The 19719-nt window shown below is 66.3% G+C and carries 22 protein-coding genes and 3 tRNA genes; 14 read left to right on the forward strand and 11 right to left on the reverse strand.

Annotation, left to right across the window (positions count from 1 at the left end; genetic code table 11):
- From VFA16_RS23035 to VFA16_RS23045, 3 genes are all read right to left on the reverse strand, one after another.
- On the reverse strand, window positions 1-290 hold a 290-nt coding region (locus VFA16_RS23035; protein WP_324970064.1), incomplete at its 3' end, for an enoyl-CoA hydratase-related protein.
- 58 nt (window positions 291-348) lie between these two features.
- Complete coding sequence (locus VFA16_RS23040; protein WP_324970065.1) at window positions 349-1191, reverse strand: hypothetical protein; 843 nt, start codon at window positions 1189-1191, stop codon at window positions 349-351.
- Between the two features lie 87 nt (window positions 1192-1278).
- Window positions 1279-1929, reverse strand: coding sequence for an MBL fold metallo-hydrolase (locus VFA16_RS23045; protein ID WP_324970085.1), 651 nt, complete (start codon window positions 1927-1929; stop codon window positions 1279-1281).
- Between the two features lie 166 nt (window positions 1930-2095).
- Between VFA16_RS23045 and VFA16_RS23050 the strand changes: the two genes are divergently transcribed.
- The 12 genes from VFA16_RS23050 (at window position 2096) to rplA (ending at window position 7115) form a co-directional block, all read left to right on the forward strand.
- Window positions 2096-2302: a type II toxin-antitoxin system VapB family antitoxin gene (locus VFA16_RS23050; protein WP_324970066.1), complete on the forward strand. Its 207-nt coding sequence runs from the start codon at window positions 2096-2098 to the stop codon at window positions 2300-2302.
- 113 nt (window positions 2303-2415) lie between these two features.
- Window positions 2416-2488 (forward strand) — tRNA-Thr (locus tag VFA16_RS23055).
- Window positions 2489-2540: 52 nt separating this feature from the next.
- Window positions 2541-2614, forward strand: a tRNA-Met gene (locus tag VFA16_RS23060).
- Between the two features lie 34 nt (window positions 2615-2648).
- Window positions 2649-2816 carry a 50S ribosomal protein L33 gene (gene rpmG, locus VFA16_RS23065; RefSeq protein WP_083088314.1) on the forward strand — a complete coding sequence of 56 codons (168 nt, stop codon included), beginning with the start codon at window positions 2649-2651 and terminating at the stop codon, window positions 2814-2816.
- A gap of 49 nt (window positions 2817-2865) precedes the next feature.
- On the forward strand, window positions 2866-3345 hold the full coding sequence (hadA, locus tag VFA16_RS23070) for a (3R)-hydroxyacyl-ACP dehydratase subunit HadA (protein ID WP_324970067.1): 480 nt from the start codon (window positions 2866-2868) through the stop codon (window positions 3343-3345).
- Window positions 3332-3760, forward strand: a complete 429-nt coding sequence (gene hadB, locus VFA16_RS23075; RefSeq protein ID WP_324970068.1) for a (3R)-hydroxyacyl-ACP dehydratase subunit HadB — start codon at window positions 3332-3334, stop codon at window positions 3758-3760. The genes hadA and hadB overlap by 14 nt, the downstream gene beginning before the upstream one ends.
- 2 nt (window positions 3761-3762) lie before the next feature.
- Entirely contained in the window at window positions 3763-4266 is a 504-nt protein-coding gene (gene hadC / locus VFA16_RS23080) for a (3R)-hydroxyacyl-ACP dehydratase subunit HadC (RefSeq protein ID WP_324970069.1), read from the forward strand.
- Between the two features lie 189 nt (window positions 4267-4455).
- Window positions 4456-4528 (forward strand) — tRNA-Trp (locus VFA16_RS23085).
- A 73-nt stretch (window positions 4529-4601) separates the two neighbouring features.
- On the forward strand, window positions 4602-4994 hold the full coding sequence (secE, locus tag VFA16_RS23090; protein ID WP_324970070.1) for a preprotein translocase subunit SecE: 393 nt from the start codon (window positions 4602-4604) through the stop codon (window positions 4992-4994).
- A 44-nt stretch (window positions 4995-5038) separates the two neighbouring features.
- On the forward strand, window positions 5039-5872 hold the full coding sequence (gene nusG, locus VFA16_RS23095) for a transcription termination/antitermination protein NusG (protein ID WP_324970071.1): 834 nt from the start codon (window positions 5039-5041) through the stop codon (window positions 5870-5872).
- A 37-nt stretch (window positions 5873-5909) separates the two neighbouring features.
- Window positions 5910-6338 (forward strand): 50S ribosomal protein L11, encoded by a 429-nt coding sequence (rplK, locus tag VFA16_RS23100; protein WP_324970073.1) that lies wholly within the window; start codon window positions 5910-5912, stop codon window positions 6336-6338.
- Window positions 6339-6407: 69 nt separating this feature from the next.
- Window positions 6408-7115 carry a 50S ribosomal protein L1 gene (rplA, locus tag VFA16_RS23105; protein WP_324970074.1) on the forward strand — a complete coding sequence of 236 codons (708 nt, stop codon included), beginning with the start codon at window positions 6408-6410 and terminating at the stop codon, window positions 7113-7115.
- A 202-nt stretch (window positions 7116-7317) separates the two neighbouring features.
- Here the strand turns inward: rplA and VFA16_RS23110 are convergent, their stop codons facing one another.
- The 8 genes from VFA16_RS23110 to VFA16_RS23145 form a co-directional block, all read right to left on the reverse strand.
- Window positions 7318-8526, reverse strand: coding sequence for an RNA polymerase sigma factor (locus VFA16_RS23110; protein ID WP_324970075.1), 1209 nt, complete (start codon window positions 8524-8526; stop codon window positions 7318-7320).
- An 8-nt stretch (window positions 8527-8534) separates the two neighbouring features.
- Entirely contained in the window at window positions 8535-9236 is a 702-nt protein-coding gene (locus VFA16_RS23115; protein WP_324970076.1) for a YciI family protein, read from the reverse strand.
- 98 nt (window positions 9237-9334) lie between these two features.
- Window positions 9335-10231: a hydroxymycolate synthase MmaA4 gene (mmaA4, locus tag VFA16_RS23120; protein WP_324970077.1), complete on the reverse strand. Its 897-nt coding sequence runs from the start codon at window positions 10229-10231 to the stop codon at window positions 9335-9337.
- A gap of 144 nt (window positions 10232-10375) precedes the next feature.
- Window positions 10376-11239 carry a cyclopropane mycolic acid synthase MmaA2 gene (mmaA2, locus tag VFA16_RS23125; protein WP_324970078.1) on the reverse strand — a complete coding sequence of 288 codons (864 nt, stop codon included), beginning with the start codon at window positions 11237-11239 and terminating at the stop codon, window positions 10376-10378.
- A 42-nt stretch (window positions 11240-11281) separates the two neighbouring features.
- A complete protein-coding gene (locus tag VFA16_RS23130; protein WP_324970079.1) occupies window positions 11282-12220 on the reverse strand; it encodes an alpha/beta hydrolase in 939 nt (312 codons plus the stop codon).
- A complete protein-coding gene (locus VFA16_RS23135; protein ID WP_324970080.1) occupies window positions 12210-13568 on the reverse strand; it encodes an AarF/ABC1/UbiB kinase family protein in 1359 nt (452 codons plus the stop codon). Before VFA16_RS23135 ends, VFA16_RS23130 begins: the two co-directional genes overlap by 11 nt.
- Window positions 13569-13621: 53 nt before the next feature.
- A complete protein-coding gene (locus VFA16_RS23140) occupies window positions 13622-14224 on the reverse strand; it encodes a DinB family protein (protein WP_324970081.1) in 603 nt (200 codons plus the stop codon).
- A 6-nt stretch (window positions 14225-14230) separates the two neighbouring features.
- The gene (locus VFA16_RS23145; RefSeq protein WP_324970082.1) at window positions 14231-14809 is read right to left on the reverse strand and encodes a nucleotidyltransferase; all 579 of its coding nucleotides are present in this window, start codon (window positions 14807-14809) and stop codon (window positions 14231-14233) included.
- An 18-nt stretch (window positions 14810-14827) separates the two neighbouring features.
- On the opposite strand from VFA16_RS23145, the gene VFA16_RS23150 reads away from it, so the two are divergent.
- Window positions 14828-15595, forward strand: coding sequence for an endonuclease/exonuclease/phosphatase family protein (locus tag VFA16_RS23150; protein WP_324970083.1), 768 nt, complete (start codon window positions 14828-14830; stop codon window positions 15593-15595).
- A 22-nt stretch (window positions 15596-15617) separates the two neighbouring features.
- A partial coding sequence (locus VFA16_RS23155) for an NEW3 domain-containing protein (protein WP_324970084.1) occupies window positions 15618-19719 on the forward strand: 4102 nt, incomplete at its 3' end.

A 19719-nucleotide genomic window follows, 5' to 3' on the forward strand; every position in this document is an offset into this window, starting at 1 on the left:
ACCACCGGCTTGGGATACGACAACAGCCGGTGGGCCAACTCGAAGCCGCCCTTGAGCATGTCGAGCGCCGGCTGTACCTGCCCAGACGTCAAGATCTTCAGGTCGAACCCGCCGCTGAACACCCGATCGTTGCCGGTGATCACCACGGCGCCGACGTCGTCGCGGTCGGCGTTATCGAGCGCCTCGTTGAGCGCCTGCTGCATCGCCGGGCCCAGCGCATTGACCTTGCCGTCGTCCATCTTGATGACCGCGATGGGCTCGTCGTAGTGATAGCTGACCGGGCTGCTCATGCATGGCTCCTTCGATACCGACAGCCCGTCGATTGAACCAGATGCGGCCCGTCGAGCGTCAGACCCGCTGGCCGTGGTGCTTGCCCAATTCCTTTTCCGCCTCGCCCCAGCGCAAGCTGACGTCGGTGGGCTCCTCGAGCTGTCGGGTGCGCCACCGGTCCTGGGTCTCGCGCGCCGCGCGGTTGATGCGCTCGATCTCGCTGCGGAAGACGTCGGGGCGGGTTTCCTTGCTCGCGTAATGGAAGTAGGTCAGCAGGCCGCGCAGCAGCTCCAGCTTCTGCTTTTCCCGCTTGGCCAGGTCATGCGTGGTCATCAACTCGATGCGCTGCACCGGCGGCAGGGCATCCCAGTCCAGCACCACATTGGTTTCCAGCGGTTGGCGCGGGCGCCGCCAAAACCTCCAGCCGCGCGGCTGATCGGGGCGGTCGTAGTAGGTCACCGTGCCCGAAAAGCGCGACTCGATCGCGTCGCCCAGCTCTGCGCGGTCCAGCGCGGAGTCCCACACCATCCGCCATTCTTGGCCGGGCGCAAGCATCGGCAGTTCGCTGGGCAGCTGCAGCTCGGCGACGTCGGCGTAGCCGTCGTGGGCGTTCTCGTATTCGGCGACGGTCGGCGGGTTGGTGAAGGAAAACCGGATGTCGTAGGCCGCGGTCTTACCGAAGTTGCGCACCACGAGCTCGATCACATGCCAGTCGGCGGCATGCGGCTCCATGAACATCGCGACGTGCGGACGGGTCTGCTCTGCGGTCAACCGATTGCGGCGCTGGATCAGGCGGTTGATGTAGACGAGCGCGACCACACCGAGCACCAACGCGGCCCATGCGGCCCACGCCAACCAGGTGCCCCAGCCGGCGTTGATGACGTCGTGCCAGCGGTCCTGGATCCATCCCGTCGAATCCACCCTCCGCTTATACCACAGCAGGGGCTAACCCGCTGACGTGGCCGTAAGGGCTCCACGGGTGCGTTGCAGCAGGTAAATCCGGTGGACCTAGCCGCCCATCAGCATTCGCCACTGCTCCAAATTCGAGGCGCGGTAGACGTAGTTGGAGCGTTTGACCTCCGACAGCGACGCGCTCGGTTCGGCCGAATACCAATGCCCGGGAAACACCGTCGGATCGCCGGAAAGCTTGGCCAGTTGCTGCAGGCTGCGATACATCTCGTCGGAATCGCCGCCGGGAAAATCGGTGCGCCCGCAGCCTTCCAGGAACAAGGTGTCGCCGGCGACCAGCCGGCCGTCGAGCAGGAAGCACTGGCTGCCCGGCGTGTGGCCGGGGGTATGCAACAGCTCGATCTCGATGTCGCCGACCTGCACCTTGTCGCCGTGGAAGTGCTCGGTCAGGTCGTTCATGCTGATCCCGGTGACACGCGAAACCCACAGCGCCTCATGGGTATTGACGTGCACCGGCACGCTGGTGCGTTCCAGCAGCTCGGCCAGCCCCTTGAGCTGGAAGCCCATCATCGTGCCGCCGACATGGTCGGGGTGGTGGTGGGTGACCAGCACACCCGACAGGTGCATGCCGTCGGCCTCGAGCGCGTCGACTAGGTCCCCGGCGGCGTAGGCCGGGTCGACCACCAGGCAGTCGCCGCTCTGGCGGTCGCCGATCAGGTAGGCGAAGTTGCGCATCTGCATCGCGAACATGTCACCGCGCGCGAAATCGCGGCCGGAAAGCAGTTGGCGAAAATACAGCCGGTCCGTATCTGGCACATCTTCAAGACTATGACCGGCCCGATATCGAAAGCAGCCGGCCCGCTGGTTTGCCGGGCTTAACTGGTTGGGCGCCTAGCTAAGTGGGTATCTTTTGGGCATGGCGCTTCGGAAGTACGAGATCCAGATTGATGAGGACCTCCTCAACGAGGCAATACGCCGATACCACGTGCACGGGCCGCGGGAAGCCGTCCACCTTGCGTTGCGGACTCTCGTCCGCGGAACGGACGAGGAAGATCTTTCGCTGGAAGAGGAAGACCCCTTCGGTCTGGGTGCCCTGCACCCGCAGCGATCCGGCGACAACTGATGACCTTCGGGGTGGCTTCCTGAAGTCGTCCGATCGGCGCCGGCCGATGGTTTGGCCGCGCTGCGGGGCAGGCTGTACCCTCTTTTAGGCCCGCAGCACGGTTCGGGCCCGGCGCCCCCTTAGCTCAGTCGGCAGAGCGTTTCCATGGTAAGGAAAAGGTCAACGGTTCGATTCCGTTAGGGGGCTCGGCGGACGCCGAGCAGGCTGGCGGCCAAAAATGAAGGCAATGTAGCCCTGGGGCGATGTAGCTCAGTCGGTTAGAGCGAACGACTCATAATCGTTAGGTCGCCGGTTCGAGTCCGGCCATCGCTACAAGACAACAACGGACCTGTGAAAGAGATACGACGTGGCCTCCAGCACCGACATCCGGCCGAAGATCACTTTGGCGTGCGAGGTGTGCAAGCACCGCAACTACATCACCAAGAAGAACCGGCGCAACGACCCCGACCGGATGGAGTTGAAGAAGTTCTGCCCGAACTGCGGAAAGCACCAGCCGCACCGCGAGACGCGGTAACGGCAACCCTCAAGCAGTTGCTCCGATCGAGCAGGTAGGTTCTAGAGCCGTGTCTTTGGGCGCACAGATCGTCGGGATGCATTTCCGCTACCCCGACCATTACGAGGTGGAGCGGGAAAAAATCCGCGAGTACGCAGCAGCCGTCAAACACGACGACCCCGCGTTCTTCGAGGAAAAGGCTGCCGCTGAACTCGGTTATGACGGGTTGCCCGCGCCGCTGACGTTCATTTCGGTGTTCGGCTACCAAGCCCAATCGGCGTTCTTCGAGTACGCGAACATCGCCATTCACGACGCCCAGATCGTCCAAGTTGACCAAGTGGTGAAGTATCTGAAGCCGATCAAGGCGGGCGACAAGCTGCATTGCGATGTGTACGTCGACTCGGTGCGCAAGGCGCACGGCACCGACATCATCGTCACCAAGAACGTCTGCACCAACGACGCGGGGGAGATTGTGATGGAGACCTACACGACCTTGGCGGGTCGTGCCGATGGAGAAGGAAAAGAGGGCTTTTCTGATGGCGCTGCGTGAGTTCAGCTCGGTGAAGGTGGGTGATCAGCTTCCGGAGAAGGTGTATGCGCTGACTCGCCAGGATCTCGTGAACTATGCCGGAGTCTCCGGCGACCTGAACCCGATCCACTGGGACGACGAAATCGCCAAACATGTGGGTCTGGACACCGCGATTGCGCACGGCATGCTGACCATGGGCATCGGCGGCGGCTATGTCACGTCCTGGGTCGGCGACCCGGGTGCGGTGACCGAGTACAACGTGCGCTTCACCGCGGTGGTGCCGGTGCCCAACGACGGCAAGGGCGCTGAGCTCGTGTTCAACGGCCGGGTGAAGTCGGTCGACCCCGAGAGCAAGTCGGTGACGATCGCGTTGACCGCCACCACTGGCGGCAAAAAAATCTTCGGCCGGGCCATCGCGTCGGCAAAGTTGGCGTAGCCGTGAGCGCCATCAAAACCGACATCCGAGGGATGGTCTGGCGGTATCCGGACTATTTCGTGGTGGGCCGCGAGCAAATCCGCGCCTTCGCCAACTCCATCAAATGCGACGACCCCGCCAGCTACGACGAGGACGCGGCCGCCGAACTCGGCTACGACAACATTGTCGCGCCGCTGACCTTTGCGTCGATCTTCGCCAAACTTGTCCAGAACGACTTTTTCAGGCATGTCGACACCGGCTACGAGACCATGCAGATCGTGCAGGTCGACCAGAAGTTCGTCTACCACAAGCCGATCAAGGCCGGCGACAAGTTGTGGGCGCGCATGGACATCCATTCGGTGGACGAGCGGTTCGGCGCCGACATCGTCGTCACCAGGAACCTGTGCACCAACGACGACGGCGAACTGGTTCTGGAGGCCTACACGACGCTGATGGGCCAGCAGGGTGAGGGCTCGGCCATGATCAGGTGGGACAGGGAAACCGGCCAGGTCGTCCGGATTGCGTGATTGGTACCTGAGAGCTGCTGCGATGTACACTCACACCTCGGGGTTTGCCCATCACCAGCGCGCTGTCCGGTCCTAAAACGGGTGGCGCGCGTGTCATGCGCGCCGACGACGATGCTTAAGCGAAGCGATGCTGAGGAGTGGCGCTGATGTAAGGCCCCGCAGCAGCGCAGGTTGGCCGGCCAACCGCGAAGGGGCGTAGCTCAACTGGCAGAGCAGCGGTCTCCAAAACCGCAGGTTGCAGGTTCAAGTCCTGTCGCCCCTGCTGGATCCGTGTCATGGTGGACACTGGAGGGTGTCCATGGGGCAGACCGACGAGGCGAACAAAGGAGCAGGCGGTGAGCGACGAGCGCGTCGATGCCGACGCCGGCACCGACACTGAGGAAGGGCGCGGCGGCCGGACGGCCGTGGTGACGCGGCCACAGCGGCCCACCGGCAAGCGGTCGCGGGGACGCGCGGAGGCTTCCGAGGCTGTCGAGCTCGGCAAGGACGGCGCCGACACCAAGGTCAAGACCGCCAAGAAGGCGGCCGGCCCGTCGCGCAACCCGTTCGCGTTCGTGTTCACCTACCTCAAGCAGGTCGTTGCCGAGCTGCGCAAGGTGATCTGGCCGAACCGCAAGCAGATGATGACCTACACATCGGTGGTGCTGGCCTTTCTGGCGTTCATGGTGGCGCTGATCGGCCTGGCGGACTTCGGACTGGCCAAGCTGGTTCTGCTGGTGTTCGGCTAGGGCCGGCTAGTGCCGCAGAAAGTTATAGAGAGGACTGAAGAACCGTGACTACCTTCGACGGCGATATGCCCTCGGGTGAAGCGGTCGACCTGCAAACAGTCAAGACGGACGTCGAACCCGACGCCGTCTCTGACGACGTAGGCGAAACCGAGCCGGACGTGGCCGAGCCACATGCCGGTGAGCCTGTTGCCGATGAGGCCGCTGCTGGTGAGCCTGGTGCAGCCGAAGCCGAGGGCGGCGAGCCGGCCGAGGAGCTCGACCCTGCCGAAGCGCTCAAGGCGGAGCTGCGCAGCAAGCCGGGCCAGTGGTATGTCATCCACTCCTACGCGGGCTACGAGAACAAGGTGAAAGCCAACCTCGAGACCCGCGTGCAAAACCTCGACGTCGGCGACTACATCTTTCAGGTGGAGGTGCCCACCGAGGAGGTCACCGAGATCAAGAACGGCCAGCGCAAGCAGGTCAACCGCAAGGTGTTACCGGGCTACATCCTGGTGCGCATGGATTTGACCGACGACTCGTGGTCCGCGGTGCGCAACACACCAGGCGTGACCGGGTTCGTCGGCGCGACCTCGCGGCCCTCGCCGCTTTCGCTCGACGACGTCGTGAAATTCCTGCTGCCGCAGAAGGCGGCGAAGAAGCCGGCCAAGGGCGCCGCGAGCACGGCCGCCGCGGCCAGCGAGGGCGGGCTGGAACGTCCGGTCATCGAGGTCGACTACGAGGTCGGAGAGTCCGTCACCGTGATGGACGGGCCGTTTGCCACGCTGCCCGCCACGATCAGCGAGGTCAACGCCGAACAGCAGAAACTCAAGGTGCTGGTGTCCATCTTCGGCCGCGAGACACCGGTGGAACTGACCTTTACCCAGGTCTCCAAGATCTAGCCGCCGTACAGCCGGCAACTAGCCCAGGAAGGAACACATGGCCCCGAAGAAGAAGGTCGTCGGGCTGATCAAACTGCAGATCGAGGCGGGGCAGGCCAACCCTGCGCCGCCGGTTGGCCCTGCGCTCGGCCAGCACGGCGTCAACATCATGGAGTTCTGCAAGGCCTACAACGCTGCGACCGAAAACCAGCGCGGCAACGTCATCCCGGTGGAGATCACCGTCTATGAAGACCGCAGCTTCACGTTTGCGCTCAAGACGCCGCCGGCTGGCAAGCTCTTGCTCAAGGCGGCCGGTGTGCAGAAGGGCTCCGCGGAGCCGCATCGCAACAAGGTGGCCAAGGTCAGCTGGGACCAGGTCCGCGAGATCGCCGAGACGAAGAAGGCCGATCTCAACGCCAACGACATCGACGCGGCCGCCAAGATCATCGCCGGCACCGCCCGGTCGATGGGTATCACCGTCGAATAGTCTGCAAGCCGTGGGAGGGCCAGCTTCGGCCCGCATCGTGACCACAACCATTGAACGGATGGATATCGAATGAGCAAGAAAAGCAAGGCATATCGCGAGGCCGCCGAAAAGGTGGACCGGACCCGGGTCTACACCCCGCTGGAAGCGGCCAAGTTGGCCAAGGAAACGTCGTCGAAGAAACAAGACGCGACGGTCGAGGTGGCCATCCGGCTTGGGGTGGACCCGCGCAAGGCAGACCAGATGGTCCGCGGCACCGTCAACCTGCCGCACGGCACCGGTAAGACCGCGCGTGTCGCGGTGTTCGCCGTGGGGGAGAAGGCCGCCGAGGCGGAGGCGGCCGGCGCGGACGTGGTCGGCAGCGACGACCTGATCGAGAAAATCCAGGGCGGGTTCTTGGACTTCGACGCCGCGATCGCCACACCCGACCAGATGGCCAAGGTTGGGCGTATCGCTCGCATCCTGGGTCCGCGCGGCCTGATGCCCAACCCGAAGACCGGCACCGTCACCAACGACGTCGCCAAGGCTGTGTCCGACATCAAGGGCGGCAAGATCAATTTCCGGGTCGACAAGCAGGCCAACCTGCACATGATCATCGGCAAGGCCTCGTTCGACGAGAAGCGGCTGGCCGAGAACTACGGCGCCGCGATCGACGAGGTGTTGCGGGCCAAGCCGTCGACGTCGAAGGGCCGCTACCTGAAGAAGGTGACCATGTCGACGACGATGGGCCCGGGCATTCCGGTCGACCCGACCGTCACCCGCAACTTCGCGGAGGTGTAGGCCGAGGCGCCTGGGGGCGCCGTGGGCCGGAACCGACCATTGAGCCCGGAGGTGTAGGCCGAGGCGCCTGGGGGCGCCGTGGGCCGGAACCGACCATCGAGCCCGCAGGTGTAGGCCGAGGCGCCTGAGGGCGCCGTTCGCCGAGTGGCCAATTATTGCACGCTTTTTCGCGAAAACCGTGTCATAACTGGCCGTTCGGCAGCTAAAGGCATTCGGCGATCCGCCGCTGCAAGAACGCGCGCGCTGGCTCGGATCCATTGGCTTCCAATGCTTTTCGGTACCAGCTGAGCGCTTCCCCCGGCCGGCCCGCCCGGCGCAGCAGATCCGCGCGGATCGACGGCACCATCCGGGCCACCCGCGGATCGCCCGCCACCTCCTCCAGCGCGACCAGACCAGCTTCCGGCCCGTCCCGCAACCCGACCGCCAAGGCGCGGTTGGCCCGTACCACGGGCGAGTCGCTCACCTGCAGCAGCCTGTCGTAAGCCGCACAAATCGCCCGCCAGTCGGTCTCTTCCCACGACGGCGCCGTCGCGTGCACGGCGGCGATCACCGCCTGGGGTAGATACGGACCGGTTGACCCTTCGGCCAGCCGCAGCCTATCCAGGCCGCGGGCAATCCGGGCCCGATCCCACCGGCTCCGATCCTGCTCCTCCAGCGGCACCAACGCCCCGTTAGCGTCCACTCGGGTCGTTCGCCGCGAATCATGAAGTAACACAAGGGCAGCCAGCGCTTGCGCGTCGCGTTCGGCAGGCATCAGCGCGCACAGCTCGCCTGCCAGCCGGACACCCTCGTCGCAGAGTTCGTCTCGGATCGCCGAGGGCCCCGCTGTCGACCAGTAGCCCTCGGTGAAAACCGAGTAGATACAGCTGAGCACATGCGGCGTCCGCTCAGGCAGCAACTCAGCCGGCGGCACCCGCAGCGGGATGTTGGCATGCCGAATCTTGTTCTTGGCGCGGGTGATTCGCTGACCCACGGCGGCCTCGGTCTGCAGCAGCGCGCGGGCGATCTCGGTGACGGTCAGGCCGGACACCAGCCGCAGCGTCAGCGCCAGCTGCGAGGCCCGGTCCAGGGCCGGATGCGCGCAGGTGAACATCATCCGCAGCTCGTCGTCACGCACCGGATGCGGGTCGGTGTGCTCAGTGCGCGCCCGGATCTCGTCCACCACCGCTGCCAATTCCTTTCCGGGGCGCACCGATTCACGGCGCAGCCGGTCGCGGGCGCGGTTGCGGGCAACCGTCACCAGCCAGCCGCCGGGATGTTCGGGAACACCGTCGCGCGGCCATGCCCGCAGCGCCTCGGCGCAGGCTTCCTGGACAGCGTCTTCGGCAACAGTGAGATCGCCGGACCAGCGGGCGAGCGTGGCCACGGCCGGACCCCATTCGCGCCGAAAGACGCTGTCCAGGTCAGCCATTCGCGCGGCTAAAGGCCAGAGACTCCGGCAAGCTGGCGCAGCTCGACCGTCGTCGCGGGGATTTGCGACGCGAGCTTGACGGCCTCGTCACGGTCGGTGGCGGACAGCAGGTAGAAGCCGGTGGCGATCTCGGCGCTTTCCGGGTACGGCCCGTCGGTCAACAGCACCTCGCCGTCCCGGACACGCACCGTCGTCGCCGTCGCCGGCTCATGCAGGGCGGCGCCGCCGACGATATGATCTCCAGCCGCAGTGGCGAATTCACCGTGCCGCGCCGCTTCCGCCTGCCACTCCGGTGTGCCGGGGACGTTGGCAGATGCGGGTGGCTCGAGCAGCAGCGCCAGCCACTGCCCACCGCTGGCGCGTGACCACTCGGGATCGAAAGTGTGGTACGTCGGTCGAACTTCGACCGCGCCGTACTGGGCGACCGGGACGTCGCGCGCGAACGCCAAGGCGTCGTCGAGGTTTTCGGCCTCGAACACGTAGTAGCCGCAGGCCACCTCGGCGGACTCGGCGAACGGGCCGTCGGTGACCACGGGTGCGTCCGGGCCACCCGTGATCTGCGCGCCCGTCGCTTGCGGCAACAGCGCATCGCCGGCCCGGATTGCCGACCTGACTTTGGCGTGGAAGCTCTCGAATGCCGTCATCACGGAGCCCCGCTCCTCCGGCGTGAGGTAGTCCTCCTGGCTGATCAACAGTGCGAAGTACTGCATGTGTCGTCACCTCCGGTAGTGAGCGGAACCCGCTGTTCCACTCTCTACCTCTCCGACGAACGGTGCAGCCCTAATCCGACAGCAGCGCCGGAAAAAAATTACGCCGCCGCGCCGGGCTTGAGGTAGGTGACGAGGCTGCAGTCGAGGCACTCGTCGGCGAAGTAGTCCCGGCAGCCCCGCAGGTACTTCATGTACCGGTTGTAGACCTCTTCGGAGGTGATCTCGATGGCCTTGTCCTTGTTGGCTTCCAGCGAATCGCTCCAGATCGTGAGCGTCTTGACGTAGTGCGGCCGTAGCGAAAGCGGCTCGGGCACAATGAAACCAGCCTTCTCGCCGTGTTCGACCATCATTTCGGTTGTCGGGATGCGGCCGCCCGGGAATATCTCGGTGATGATGAACTTGACGAACCGCGCGACTTCGAAGGTCAGCTTCTTTCCGCGCGCGGCCAGGTTGTAGGGGTGGTAGCCGACGCTGCTTTGGATCGTCATCCGCCCGTCGTCGGGCAGCATGTTGAAGCACCTTTTGAAAAAGTCGTCGTAATTCTCGAAGCCGAAGTGCTCGAAGGCCTCGATGGACACGATCCGGTCGACGGGCTCGTTGAAATCTTCCCAGCCGTGCAGCAAAACCCGCCGCGAACGCTCGGTGTCGATTGAGTCCAATAACTGTTGGGAGCGGGCGTGCTGGTTCTTCGACAGGGTCAGCCCGACGACGTTGACGTCGTACTTTTCGACGGCACGTTTCATCGTGGTGCCCCAACCACATCCGACGTCCAGCAGCGTCATGCCCGGCTTGAGGTCCAGCTTGTCCAAGTTCAGGTCGACTTTGGCGATCTGGGCTTCTTCCAGGGTCATGTCGTCGCGCTCGAAGTAGGCGCAGCTGTAGGTGCGGGTGGGATCCTGGAACAACCCGAAGAAGTCGTCGGACAGGTCGTAGTGGGCCTGGATGTCTTCGGGGCGCGTCCGCGTCGTCGTGGTGCCAGTCGGTTTATCAGACATGGTCGTCTTGCTCTCCTGGTCGGTGTTCGCTAGCGGCTGCACGCGCGTGTTGTCGGGCGGGGTGACGTGCAACCATACCTGAGGGCAACGTATTGGTCGCAGCGTCGACGCGCTGAATCTGCAGCAGCTTCACCGGATCGAAACTCACTTTGCCAGCGTGAATTGGTTGACGTCGATATAGCCGGTCCGAAAACCGTTCGCGCAACCGGTCAAGTACTTGATATACCGCTCGTAGACCTCTTCGGACTGGATCGCGATGGCCTCGTCCTTGTGCGACTCCAGCGCTGCGGCCCAGTGCTCGAGGGTCTTGATGTAGTGCGGCTGCAGCGACTGGCGACGTGTCAGCGTGAAACCGGCTTTAGCCGAGCGCTCCTCGACCATTTCGATCGAGGGCAGCCGGCCGCCCGGAAAGATCTCGGTCACAATGAATTTGATGAAGCGGGCCATCTCGAAAGTCAGAGGGATGCCGCGCTCGATGCACTGCGGTCCGGTCAACCCGGTGATGGTGTGCAGCAGCATCACGCCGTCGTCGGGCAACACCTCGTGGGCCATCGCGAAGAAGTCGTCGTAGCGATCGTGCCCGAAATGCTCGAACGCGCCGATTGACACGATCCGGTCGACGGGCTCGTGGAACTGCTCCCAGCCCTCCAACCGCACCTGCCGCGAGCGCGGGGTGTCCATCTCGTCGAACATCTTCTGCACGTGGGCGGCCTGGTTCTTGCTCAACGTCAGGCCGATGACGTTGACGTCGTACTTCTCGATGGCCCGGCGCATCGTGGCACCCCAGCCGCAGCCGACGTCCAGCAGCGTCATACCGGGCTGCAGACCCAGCTTGCCCAGCGCCAGGTCGATCTTGGCAATCTGGGCCTCTTCGAGCGTCATGTCGTCGCGCTCGAAGTACGCGCAGCTGTAGGTGCGGGTCGGGTCGAGGAAGAGCGCGAAGAACTCGTCGGACAGGTCGTAGTGTGCCTGCACGTCTTCGAAGTGCGGCTTCAGCTTTTCTGCCATGACAGTGGTGCGCCTTTCTGGGCCTCGGCGGCTCGAGGCATGCTAACCGACCTGGGCGGCCCTGGCGAAATTGTTCTTCAGCTCGCCGATCACCCGATCCCACAGCGGTTCGGGCAGCTCATGCCCCATACCTTCGAACAACACCAGGCGGGCTCCTCGGATCGCGCGGGCCACCGCGCGCCCGCCCGAGGGCCGCATCAGCTTGTCCGCCTTGCCATGGATGACGACCGTCGGCACGGTGATTTGCCGGTCATAGCGGACCAGGCTGCCGCTGGCCAGCACCGCCCCGAAGTGCCGCGGTATGCCCCACGGGTAAAAGCTGCGCTCGTAGCCCTCGATCGCCTCAGCGCGGATGCGTTCCTCAGGCGCCGGGTAACCGGGGCTGCCGATGATGCGGGTGACCCGCACCGCGTTGTCGATGATCACCTCGCGCGGCGAGCTGGGCGGCGGCGCCTTGAGCACCGCCATCAAGGCGCGCGGCGCCGGCGGCGGCAGAAAGCGCCGGTTGTTGCTGGAGAAGATCACCGCCAGCGACCGGGTCCGCTCGGCGAAGCGGGCGGCGAAGATCTGCGCGATCATCCCGCCCATCGAGGCGCCGACGATATGGGCTCGCTCGATGCCGAGGTGGTCGAGCACCGCGGCCGCGTCATCGGACATGTCTTCCAGCGTGTACACCGACTTGGCGGGCAGGCCGAGCCAGAACTTGATCATCCGGACGAGTCGGGATCCGCCGGCTTTCTGCCGATCGAACTTGCTGGACAACCCGACGTCGCGGTTGTCGTAGCGGATCACCCTCAGCCCTTCGGCGACGAGCTTCTCGCAGAACGCTTTGCGCCACAGCAGCAGTTGCGCGCCCAGCCCCATGATCAGCAGCACCGCCGGGTCGTCGGGGTGACCCATGTCCTCGTAGTAGATGTCGAGATGGCCGGAGGGCGCCGTGCCAGACCTCACGGCTGCGTCGGCCAGCGGCTCATCCGCCATGCGCGACACCGGTGCTGTCGGGGTCGTACTCGCGGCTGACTTCTACCATGAAGTTGGCGAAGTAGCCGGTGAGCTGCGGGTCCGACATCATCTGCCACTTGGGGGCCAGCAGCTTCATGTACCGCTCGACGTAGAGGAACTGTTTGCCGATCAGCACCAGCTCGCGGGGCAGCTTGACGTCGTAGGCGTCGGCCAGCGCCGAGAGCTGCCGGCCGATGTCGGCGTACGACATCTCGCCCAGCGTTTGCATGGTCAGCGGGGTGGAGAACTTTTCTAGATCCTTGGCCGCCTGCGCCTCGGGCTTGACGGTGCCGACGGCACCCATCAGCACGACGATCTTGCCGGCGGCGGCGTGGTCCTTTTTGACCAGCAGCGCATAGACCAGCTCGCGCAGCAGCCAGCGGGTGCGCGGCTCGATGCGGCCCATGATCCCGAAGTCGAAGAACACGATGCGGCCCTGCTCGTCGACGTAGAGGTTGCCGGCGTGCAGGTCGCCGTGGAACAGGCCGTGTCGCAGTCCACCCTCGAACAGGCTGAACAGCAGCGCCTTGACCAGCTCGGTGCCGTCGAACCCGGCCTTGCGGATAGCCGCGGCGTCGTCGATGCGGATGCCCTGCACCCGCTCCATGGTCAGCACCCGCTCGGTGGTGTAGTTCCAGTACACGGTCGGGACCCGGATGTTCTTGCCCAGCGGCGAGGTGTGCAGGTGCGCCACCCACGCCTCCATCGACTGTGCTTCCAGCCGGAAGTCCAGTTCCTCGGCGAGGTTGTCGGCGAAGTCGGCGACGACGTCCTGGGCGGATAGCCGCCGGCCCAGCTTGGCCAGCTCGACGAGCTGCGCGAAGCGTTTCAGGATCTGCAGGTCGGCAGCAACCCGGCGGCGGATGCCCGGGCGCTGGATCTTGACGACGACGTCTTCGCCAGTGTGCAACTTGGCGTAGTGCACCTGGGCGATCGACGCCGAGGCGAACGGTTGCTCGTCGAATTCGGCGAACAGCTCCGTCGGCTCGGCGCCCAGGTCTTCGACGAAGAGCTTGTGCACTTCGGCCGGCTTGGCGGGCGGCACGGCGTCGAGCAGGCTGCGGAATTCGCGGGACAGCGATTCGCCGAACGCGCCCGGGCTCGACGCAATGATCTGCCCGAATTTGACGTAGGTGGGTCCCAAGTCGGCGAAGGTCTGCGGCATTTGCTTGATGACCTTCTGCTGCCAGCCACCGCGGCCCGGCAGTTTGGGTACGACGCGGGCGGCGGTCCGGGTGACCTGCCACCCGGTTGCGCCGATGCGGGCCGCCTCGACCGGCAAGGGCACCCGATCAAGCTTGGCTACCTCGCGGTGTTTGGTGGTCATTCCAGCAAGTGTGCCAAAGGGTCGCTGTCAACTCCCAATCGGCGTGAGCCCGCTCACGTCGCGTCGCGGGGCCGCCACGGAGTCAGCCACGGCTGCGGTTCCCACTTCTCGCGGGCGGCGATCAGCTCGTACATCGTTGCCCCGTCGATGCTTTCCCGGATGATGTCGGCGTGCCCGGCGTGGCGGGCCAGTTCGTTGATGACGTGCAGGATCACCCAGCGCACCGACCAGGCGCCGATGTTCTTGGGAAACCAGGGAATGTCCTCCGGGACGGGCACGGCGGCATCCAGGTCCGCGGTTTCCGCCAGGTGCAGCGATGTCGCGTTCTGCTCCTCGAAGGCGGCCAGCAGTCCGGCGAGCGTCTCGTCGGGGCGCATCACGTGTTGGTCCGCGAAGTCCTTCGCGATCTCCTCGAACGGGCGAGGGTCCTTCGGCGGGGCTTCTGGCGCGGCGGCCACCCGCGTCATCCATGTCCGTTGCATGCCGGTGGCGTGTTTGATCAACCCGCCGATCGACAGCGCGCTGACGGTTGGCGTGGAGCGGGCCTGCTCGTCGGTCAGGCCGTAGGACACCGCGAAGTAGGCGCTCTGGTGATAGGCGAGGTATTCGCGCAGCGCTTGGCGTTCGTCGGCGACAGGTGGGGCAAGGGCAGGCATGGTGAGCTAGACAGTAATGCCCAGCCGATTGGTGAGCACGAGGAAGGCCACCGCGAAGTCGTTCTCAGCGGTGTCGGCGCGAACTTGGTCCCAGTCCACTTGCTCGCGTACGGCTCGCGCGGCGGGCAGCAACGACGCGAAGTCACAGCGGTGCTCGTTCAGCGAGCACAGTTTCTCGGTCATTACCTGTGTCGGTGACAGCACCGGCATGCGGATCGCTAAGACCTCGTAGCTCTTGGCGGACTTGATCATGGCCTCGTCGACAGGAACCCCGTTGATCCGGTGCAGCACGTCCACGACCACGTCGTCGAGGCAGGCCTTGAACAGCCAGTCCTCCGGCGTGCGGTCGATGCTGAACCCTGCGGTGGCCAGGGTGAGCGCGGCCGCGTCGGCGTCGGGTTCCGCGACGGCGATGTCGACGTCGTGCACGGGTTCTGGCCCGCCGAACACCCACAGCGCATAGCTGCCCGCGAGAGCGAACTCCGGGCCGTGCGCCTTGAGCGCCGACGCGGCGCGGCGCAACGCCTCACGAAAGTCGTCACTGCGCGTCCCCGCCGCGGTTTCAGGTGATCCGGTGCTCGTCATGGTGGGTAGGTAGTACCCATGCGGCTGGCTACCTTCAACATCCTGCACGGACGCAGCCTCGACGACGGCGAAGTGGACCTGGACCGGCTCGCCGACTGCGTGACGCGGCTGAACGCCGACGTGCTGGCGTTGCAGGAAGTCGACTGCGAGCAGCCGCGCTCGGCGATGGCCGACCTGACGGCGGTCGCGGTGGAAGCAATGGGCGCGGTCAGCCACCGGTTCGTCGCCGCGATCTCGGGCACCCCGGGCGCGACGTGGATGGCCGCGACCGGCGACGAGCAGCCCGGTACCGCCGCGTATGGCATCGCGCTGCTGTCGCGGTTCCCGGCGACGACGTGGCAGGTGCTGCGCCTGCCGCGGATCCCGGCCAAGTTCCCGATGTATCTGCCGGGTCCCGGGCGGGTGCAGATCGTTGACGAAGAACCCCGCGCGGCGGTGATTGCGCGCTTCGACACCGACGTGGGTCCGCTGACCGTGGCCAACACTCATCTGTCGTTCGTCCCGGGCTGGAACCGCGTCCAGCTGCGCCGGCTGGCCCGCGATCTGCGCGGCTTCCCGGGCCCGCGGGTGCTGATGGGCGACCTCAACATGACCCCGCCGTCGCCGCAGCGCTGGTCGAGACTGCGGCCGCTGGCAACCGCGCCGACGTTTCCCGCCGACGCACCGGAGCGTCAGCTCGACCACATCATGACCGACGACCGGCTGCTGACCGCCGATGATGTGTCGACGGCCAAGCTGACGATCTCGGATCATCGCCCGCTGGTCGTCGACGTCTCGCGTGGCTGAGCTGTGGTCGTAAAGTGCGGGAATGCGGGTGCTTTCCGCAGAATCGACTGAGCTGTTCGTCGGACCGCCCGACGCGCCGCTGCAGGTTGTGCGGGTGACCTACGGCGGGTGCAGCCAGCCGACGCCGCTGCGCGTCGACGGCGACGGCCTGGCCGGGGAGGCGGTGGCCGCGCCCGGTGACGGTGTGGTGGAAATCCCGGTCTTCGTTGAGAGCCCGGTCATTGGTGCCCGGCACTCTGCTCGTGTGCGTGCCGCCGGGTTGGTGGTGCCGTTCACCTTCACCGTCGCCGAACCGGGGTGGACGATGTTCATGATCAGCCACTTCCACTACGACCCGGTGTGGTGGAACACCCAAGGCGCCTACACCAGCGTGTGGTGCGAGGACCCGCCCGGACGCTGCCGCCAGACCAACGGTTTCGAGCTGGTGCGCGCGCATTTGGAGATGGCCCGCCGCGACCCTGACTACAAATTTGTCCTCGCCGAAGTCGACTACCTCAAGCCCTATTGGGACACCCATCCCGAGGACCGCGCCGACCTGCGGCGCCTGATCGCCGACGGCCGCGTCGAAATCATGGGAGGCACCTACAACGAACCCAACACCAACCTCACCGGCCCGGAGGCAACCATCCGAAACTTCGTGCACGGCAGCGGTTTTCAATGCGACGTGCTGGGTGCCGACCCGGCCACCGCCTGGCAGCTCGACGCGTTCGGCCACGACCCGCAGTTTCCCGGCATGGCCGCCGACGCCGGGCTGACGTCGAGTTCCTGGGCCCGCGGGCCACACCACCAGTGGGGGCCGATGCACAGCGACACGGGTCTGGCCGGCATGCAATTCTGCAGCGAATTCGAGTGGATCGCCCCGTCCGGTCGCGGCCTGCTCACCCACTACATGCCCGCGCATTATTCGGCCGGTTGGTGGATGGACGAGTCGACGTCGCTTGGCGATGCAGAGCAGGCCACCTACCGGCTGTTCGAGGAACTCAAGCAGGTCGCGTTGACCCGCAACGTGCTGCTTCCGGTCGGCACCGACTACACCCCGCCGAACAAGTGGGTCACCGAGATTCACCGGGATTGGGCGGCCCGCTACACCTGGCCGCGGTTCGTGTGCGCGCTGCCGCGGGAGTTTTTCGCCGCGGTACGCGCCGAACTGGACGACCGTGCACTGGCCCCGGCGCCGCAGACCCGCGACATGAACCCGATTTACACCGGCAAGGACGTGTCGTTCATCGACACCAAGCAGGCCAACCGGGCTGCCGAAACCGCGGTCCTCGACGCGGAGAAGTTCGCGGTATTCGCGGCGCTGCTGACTGGCGCGCACTATCCGCAGGCGGCGTTGGCCAAGGCATGGGTGCAGTTGGCCTACGGCGCGCACCACGACGCCATCACCGGCTCGCAATCCGACCAGGTCTACCTCGACCTGCTCACCGGGTGGCGCGATGCGTGGGAACTGGGCCGGACAGTTCGAGATCGGTCGCTGACGCTGTTGTCGCGGGCGCTACGCGGCGACGTGGTGGTGTGGAATCCGTTGGCGCACAAGCGAACTGACGTGGTGACCGTCCGTCTCGATACCCCGGCGCGGATCCTCGATGCCGACGGCGACGAAATACCCGCGGTTGTCGAGCACGACGGACGCTCGGTGACGTTCCTCGCGCGCGACATACCGTCACTGGGTTGGCGAGCCTATCGGATGGTGCCCGACGATGCGCTGTCGGCCTGGAAGCCCTTGGCAGGCAACGCGATTGCCAACGAGCACTACCGGGTGACCGTCGACCCGGACCGCGGCGGCGGGGTGTCGTCCTGGGTTCACGACGGTCGCGAGCTGGTCGCCGCCGGTCGGGTCGGCAACGAGCTGGCGCTGTACGAGGAATACCCGGCACACCCGACCGGCGGTGAAGGCCCGTGGCACCTGTTGCCCAAAGGACCGGTGCTCTGCTCGTCGGAAACAGCCGCCGAGGTGCGCGCGTTCGACTGCCCGCTCGGGCAGCGGCTCGTGGTCCAGGGCCGCATCGGCACGCTGCTGCGCTACACCCAGACGCTGACGCTGTGGCGCGGGGTGGCGCGGGTGGACTGCCGGACGACTATCGACGAGTTCACCGGGGCCGATTGGTTGGTGCGGCTGCGCTGGCCGTGCCCGGTGCCCGGTGCGATGCCGGTCAGCGAGGTCGGCGACGCCGTCGTCGGCCGCGGCTTTGCGCTGCTGCACGAGGACGGGCGGTCGGTGGACACCGCGCAGCATCCATGGACGTTGGACAACCCGGCCCACGGCTGGTTCGGGCTCTCGTCTGCTGCGCGGGTCCGCGCCGGTGACACCGTGCGGGCGGTGTCAGTGGCCGAGGTGGTGTCGCCGACGGAGACGACGTCCGGCCCGCTGGCACGGGATCTGATGGTTGCGTTGGTGCGCGCCGGCGTCACGGCGACTTGCAGCGGCGCGGACAAACCCCGCTACGGCCACCTCGGCGTCGACTCGAACTTGCCCGATAACCGCATCGCGCTGGGCAGGCCGGACCGCAACGTGTTCACCAAGGCGGTGCTGGCGGCGGCCCATCCGTCCTACAGCGCAGAGCTCGACCGCCAATTGGGCCTGACCGGTCGGGCCCGCGTCTGGGTGCCGGCGGCGACGCCGCTGACCAGAGCCTGGGCGCCCAGCGCCGACCTGCGCGATCCGCGGGCGCTGCCAGTGCTGGTGATCGCCGGCCGCGACGACCCCGACCTCGCCGGTGCAGTCGCGGAGCTCGCCGACGACCTCGCCGACGCCGAGGTCGTCCTCTCCCAGCAGGTGCCCGCCGAGCTGCGGCCTTTCGAGGCGCGCACGGTAGCGCTACTGAACCGGGGAGTGCCGAGCTTCGCCGTCGAAACCGACGGCACCCTGCACACGGCGTTGATGCGGTCCTGCACCGGGTGGCCGTCGGGCATCTGGATCGACGAGCCGCGCCGCAGCGCCCCCGACGGCTCGGCCTTCCAGCTCCAACACTGGACACATGACTTCGACTACGCATTAGTCACCGACAACGGCGACTGGCGACGCGCCCGGATCCCTACCCGCAGCGCGGAGTTCTCCCACCCGGTGCTCGCTCTGGCTGCGGGCCAGCGCGCCGGCCGGCTCCCTGCGACCGGCTCGCTGCTGCACCTGGAGCCGGCCGGCGCGGTACAGCTCGGCGCGCTCAAGGCGGCGGGCAACCCGCTCGCGCGTGGTCGCGCCCAGCCCGTCGACGCCGCCACCGTGACCATGCGGCTGGTCGAGACCAACGGCACCGACACCACCGTCGTCGTCGGCTCGACACTGGGCACGGTGTCCGACATGTGTTCGGCCGACCTCCTGGAAAACACTCTGCCGCGGCGCCCGACCAGCGCCTTACATGGCTACCAAATCGCCACCGTCACAGCCCGCCTGGATATGCCCAAGGTTCTCGACGCCAACGACGCCGCGCTGGCCCCGGAAGCCGAAGCCGCGCAGCCGCTTTACGCGCGCTACTGGCTGCACAACCGCGGCCCCGCCCCACTCGGCGGGCTGCCCGCCGTCGCGTACCTGCACCCCCACACCCTGGCCGCCGAGCCTGGATCGGAGGTGGTGCTGCGGCTGACCGCCGCCAGCGACTGCACCGATACCGCGGTATCCGGCACCGTCACGCTGCTGTGCCCGCACGGCTGGGCGGCCAGCCCCACTCGACTGCCATTCACGTTGCGGCCCGGCGAATATCGCGAAGCCGACGTGGTCGTGACCATGCCGCCGGGCACCGAGCCAGGGCTCTACCCGATACGCGCCCAGCTTGGACTTACCGGCGATCAGGTGCCGCGGGCCTGGCAGCAGGTCGTCGAAGACGTCTGCACGGTCGCTGTGGACGCGCCAGACGAGCACCGGTTGGTGTACCTCGTGGAGGGACCGGCCGACGTCGAGCTCAGCGCCGGCGGTCGGGCGCGCCTCACCGTCACCGTCGGCACGGACGCGCACGCGGATCTCGCGCTCGAGGCGCACCTGATCAGTCCGTGGGGCACATGGGAGTGGATCGGCCCGGCGGCGTGCGGCGCCGTGCTGCCTGCCCGCGGCACCGTCAACCTCGGCTTCGACGTGGAGGCACCACTGTCGGCTGCTCCCGGCGAGTGGTGGGCCCTGGTTCGAGTGGGAT

The sequence above is a fragment of the Mycobacterium sp. genome (assembly GCF_035653355.1).
GTDB lineage: Bacteria > Actinomycetota > Actinomycetes > Mycobacteriales > Mycobacteriaceae > Mycobacterium.

Bases quoted from the DNA above. Each gene is read 5' to 3' on its own strand.
- VFA16_RS23145 (WP_324970082.1), bottom strand. From the start codon at position 14,809: ATGACGAGCACCGGATCACCTGAAACCGCGGCGGGGACGCGCAGTGAC.
- VFA16_RS23050 (WP_324970066.1), top strand. From the start codon at position 2,096: ATGGCGCTTCGGAAGTACGAGATCCAGATTGATGAGGACCTCCTCAAC.
- VFA16_RS23115 (WP_324970076.1), bottom strand. From the start codon at position 9,236: ATGCAGTACTTCGCACTGTTGATCAGCCAGGAGGACTACCTCACGCCG.
- VFA16_RS23150 (WP_324970083.1), top strand. From the start codon at position 14,828: ATGCGGCTGGCTACCTTCAACATCCTGCACGGACGCAGCCTCGACGAC.
- VFA16_RS23130 (WP_324970079.1), bottom strand. From the start codon at position 12,220: ATGGCGGATGAGCCGCTGGCCGACGCAGCCGTGAGGTCTGGCACGGCG.
- hadB (WP_324970068.1), top strand. From the start codon at position 3,332: ATGGCGCTGCGTGAGTTCAGCTCGGTGAAGGTGGGTGATCAGCTTCCG.
- VFA16_RS23045 (WP_324970085.1), bottom strand. From the start codon at position 1,929: ATGTTCGCGATGCAGATGCGCAACTTCGCCTACCTGATCGGCGACCGC.
- rplA (WP_324970074.1), top strand. From the start codon at position 6,408: ATGAGCAAGAAAAGCAAGGCATATCGCGAGGCCGCCGAAAAGGTGGAC.
- rplK (WP_324970073.1), top strand. From the start codon at position 5,910: ATGGCCCCGAAGAAGAAGGTCGTCGGGCTGATCAAACTGCAGATCGAG.
- VFA16_RS23140 (WP_324970081.1), bottom strand. From the start codon at position 14,224: ATGCCTGCCCTTGCCCCACCTGTCGCCGACGAACGCCAAGCGCTGCGC.
- mmaA2 (WP_324970078.1), bottom strand. From the start codon at position 11,239: ATGGCAGAAAAGCTGAAGCCGCACTTCGAAGACGTGCAGGCACACTAC.
- mmaA4 (WP_324970077.1), bottom strand. From the start codon at position 10,231: ATGTCTGATAAACCGACTGGCACCACGACGACGCGGACGCGCCCCGAA.
- VFA16_RS23110 (WP_324970075.1), bottom strand. From the start codon at position 8,526: ATGGCTGACCTGGACAGCGTCTTTCGGCGCGAATGGGGTCCGGCCGTG.
- VFA16_RS23135 (WP_324970080.1), bottom strand. From the start codon at position 13,568: ATGACCACCAAACACCGCGAGGTAGCCAAGCTTGATCGGGTGCCCTTG.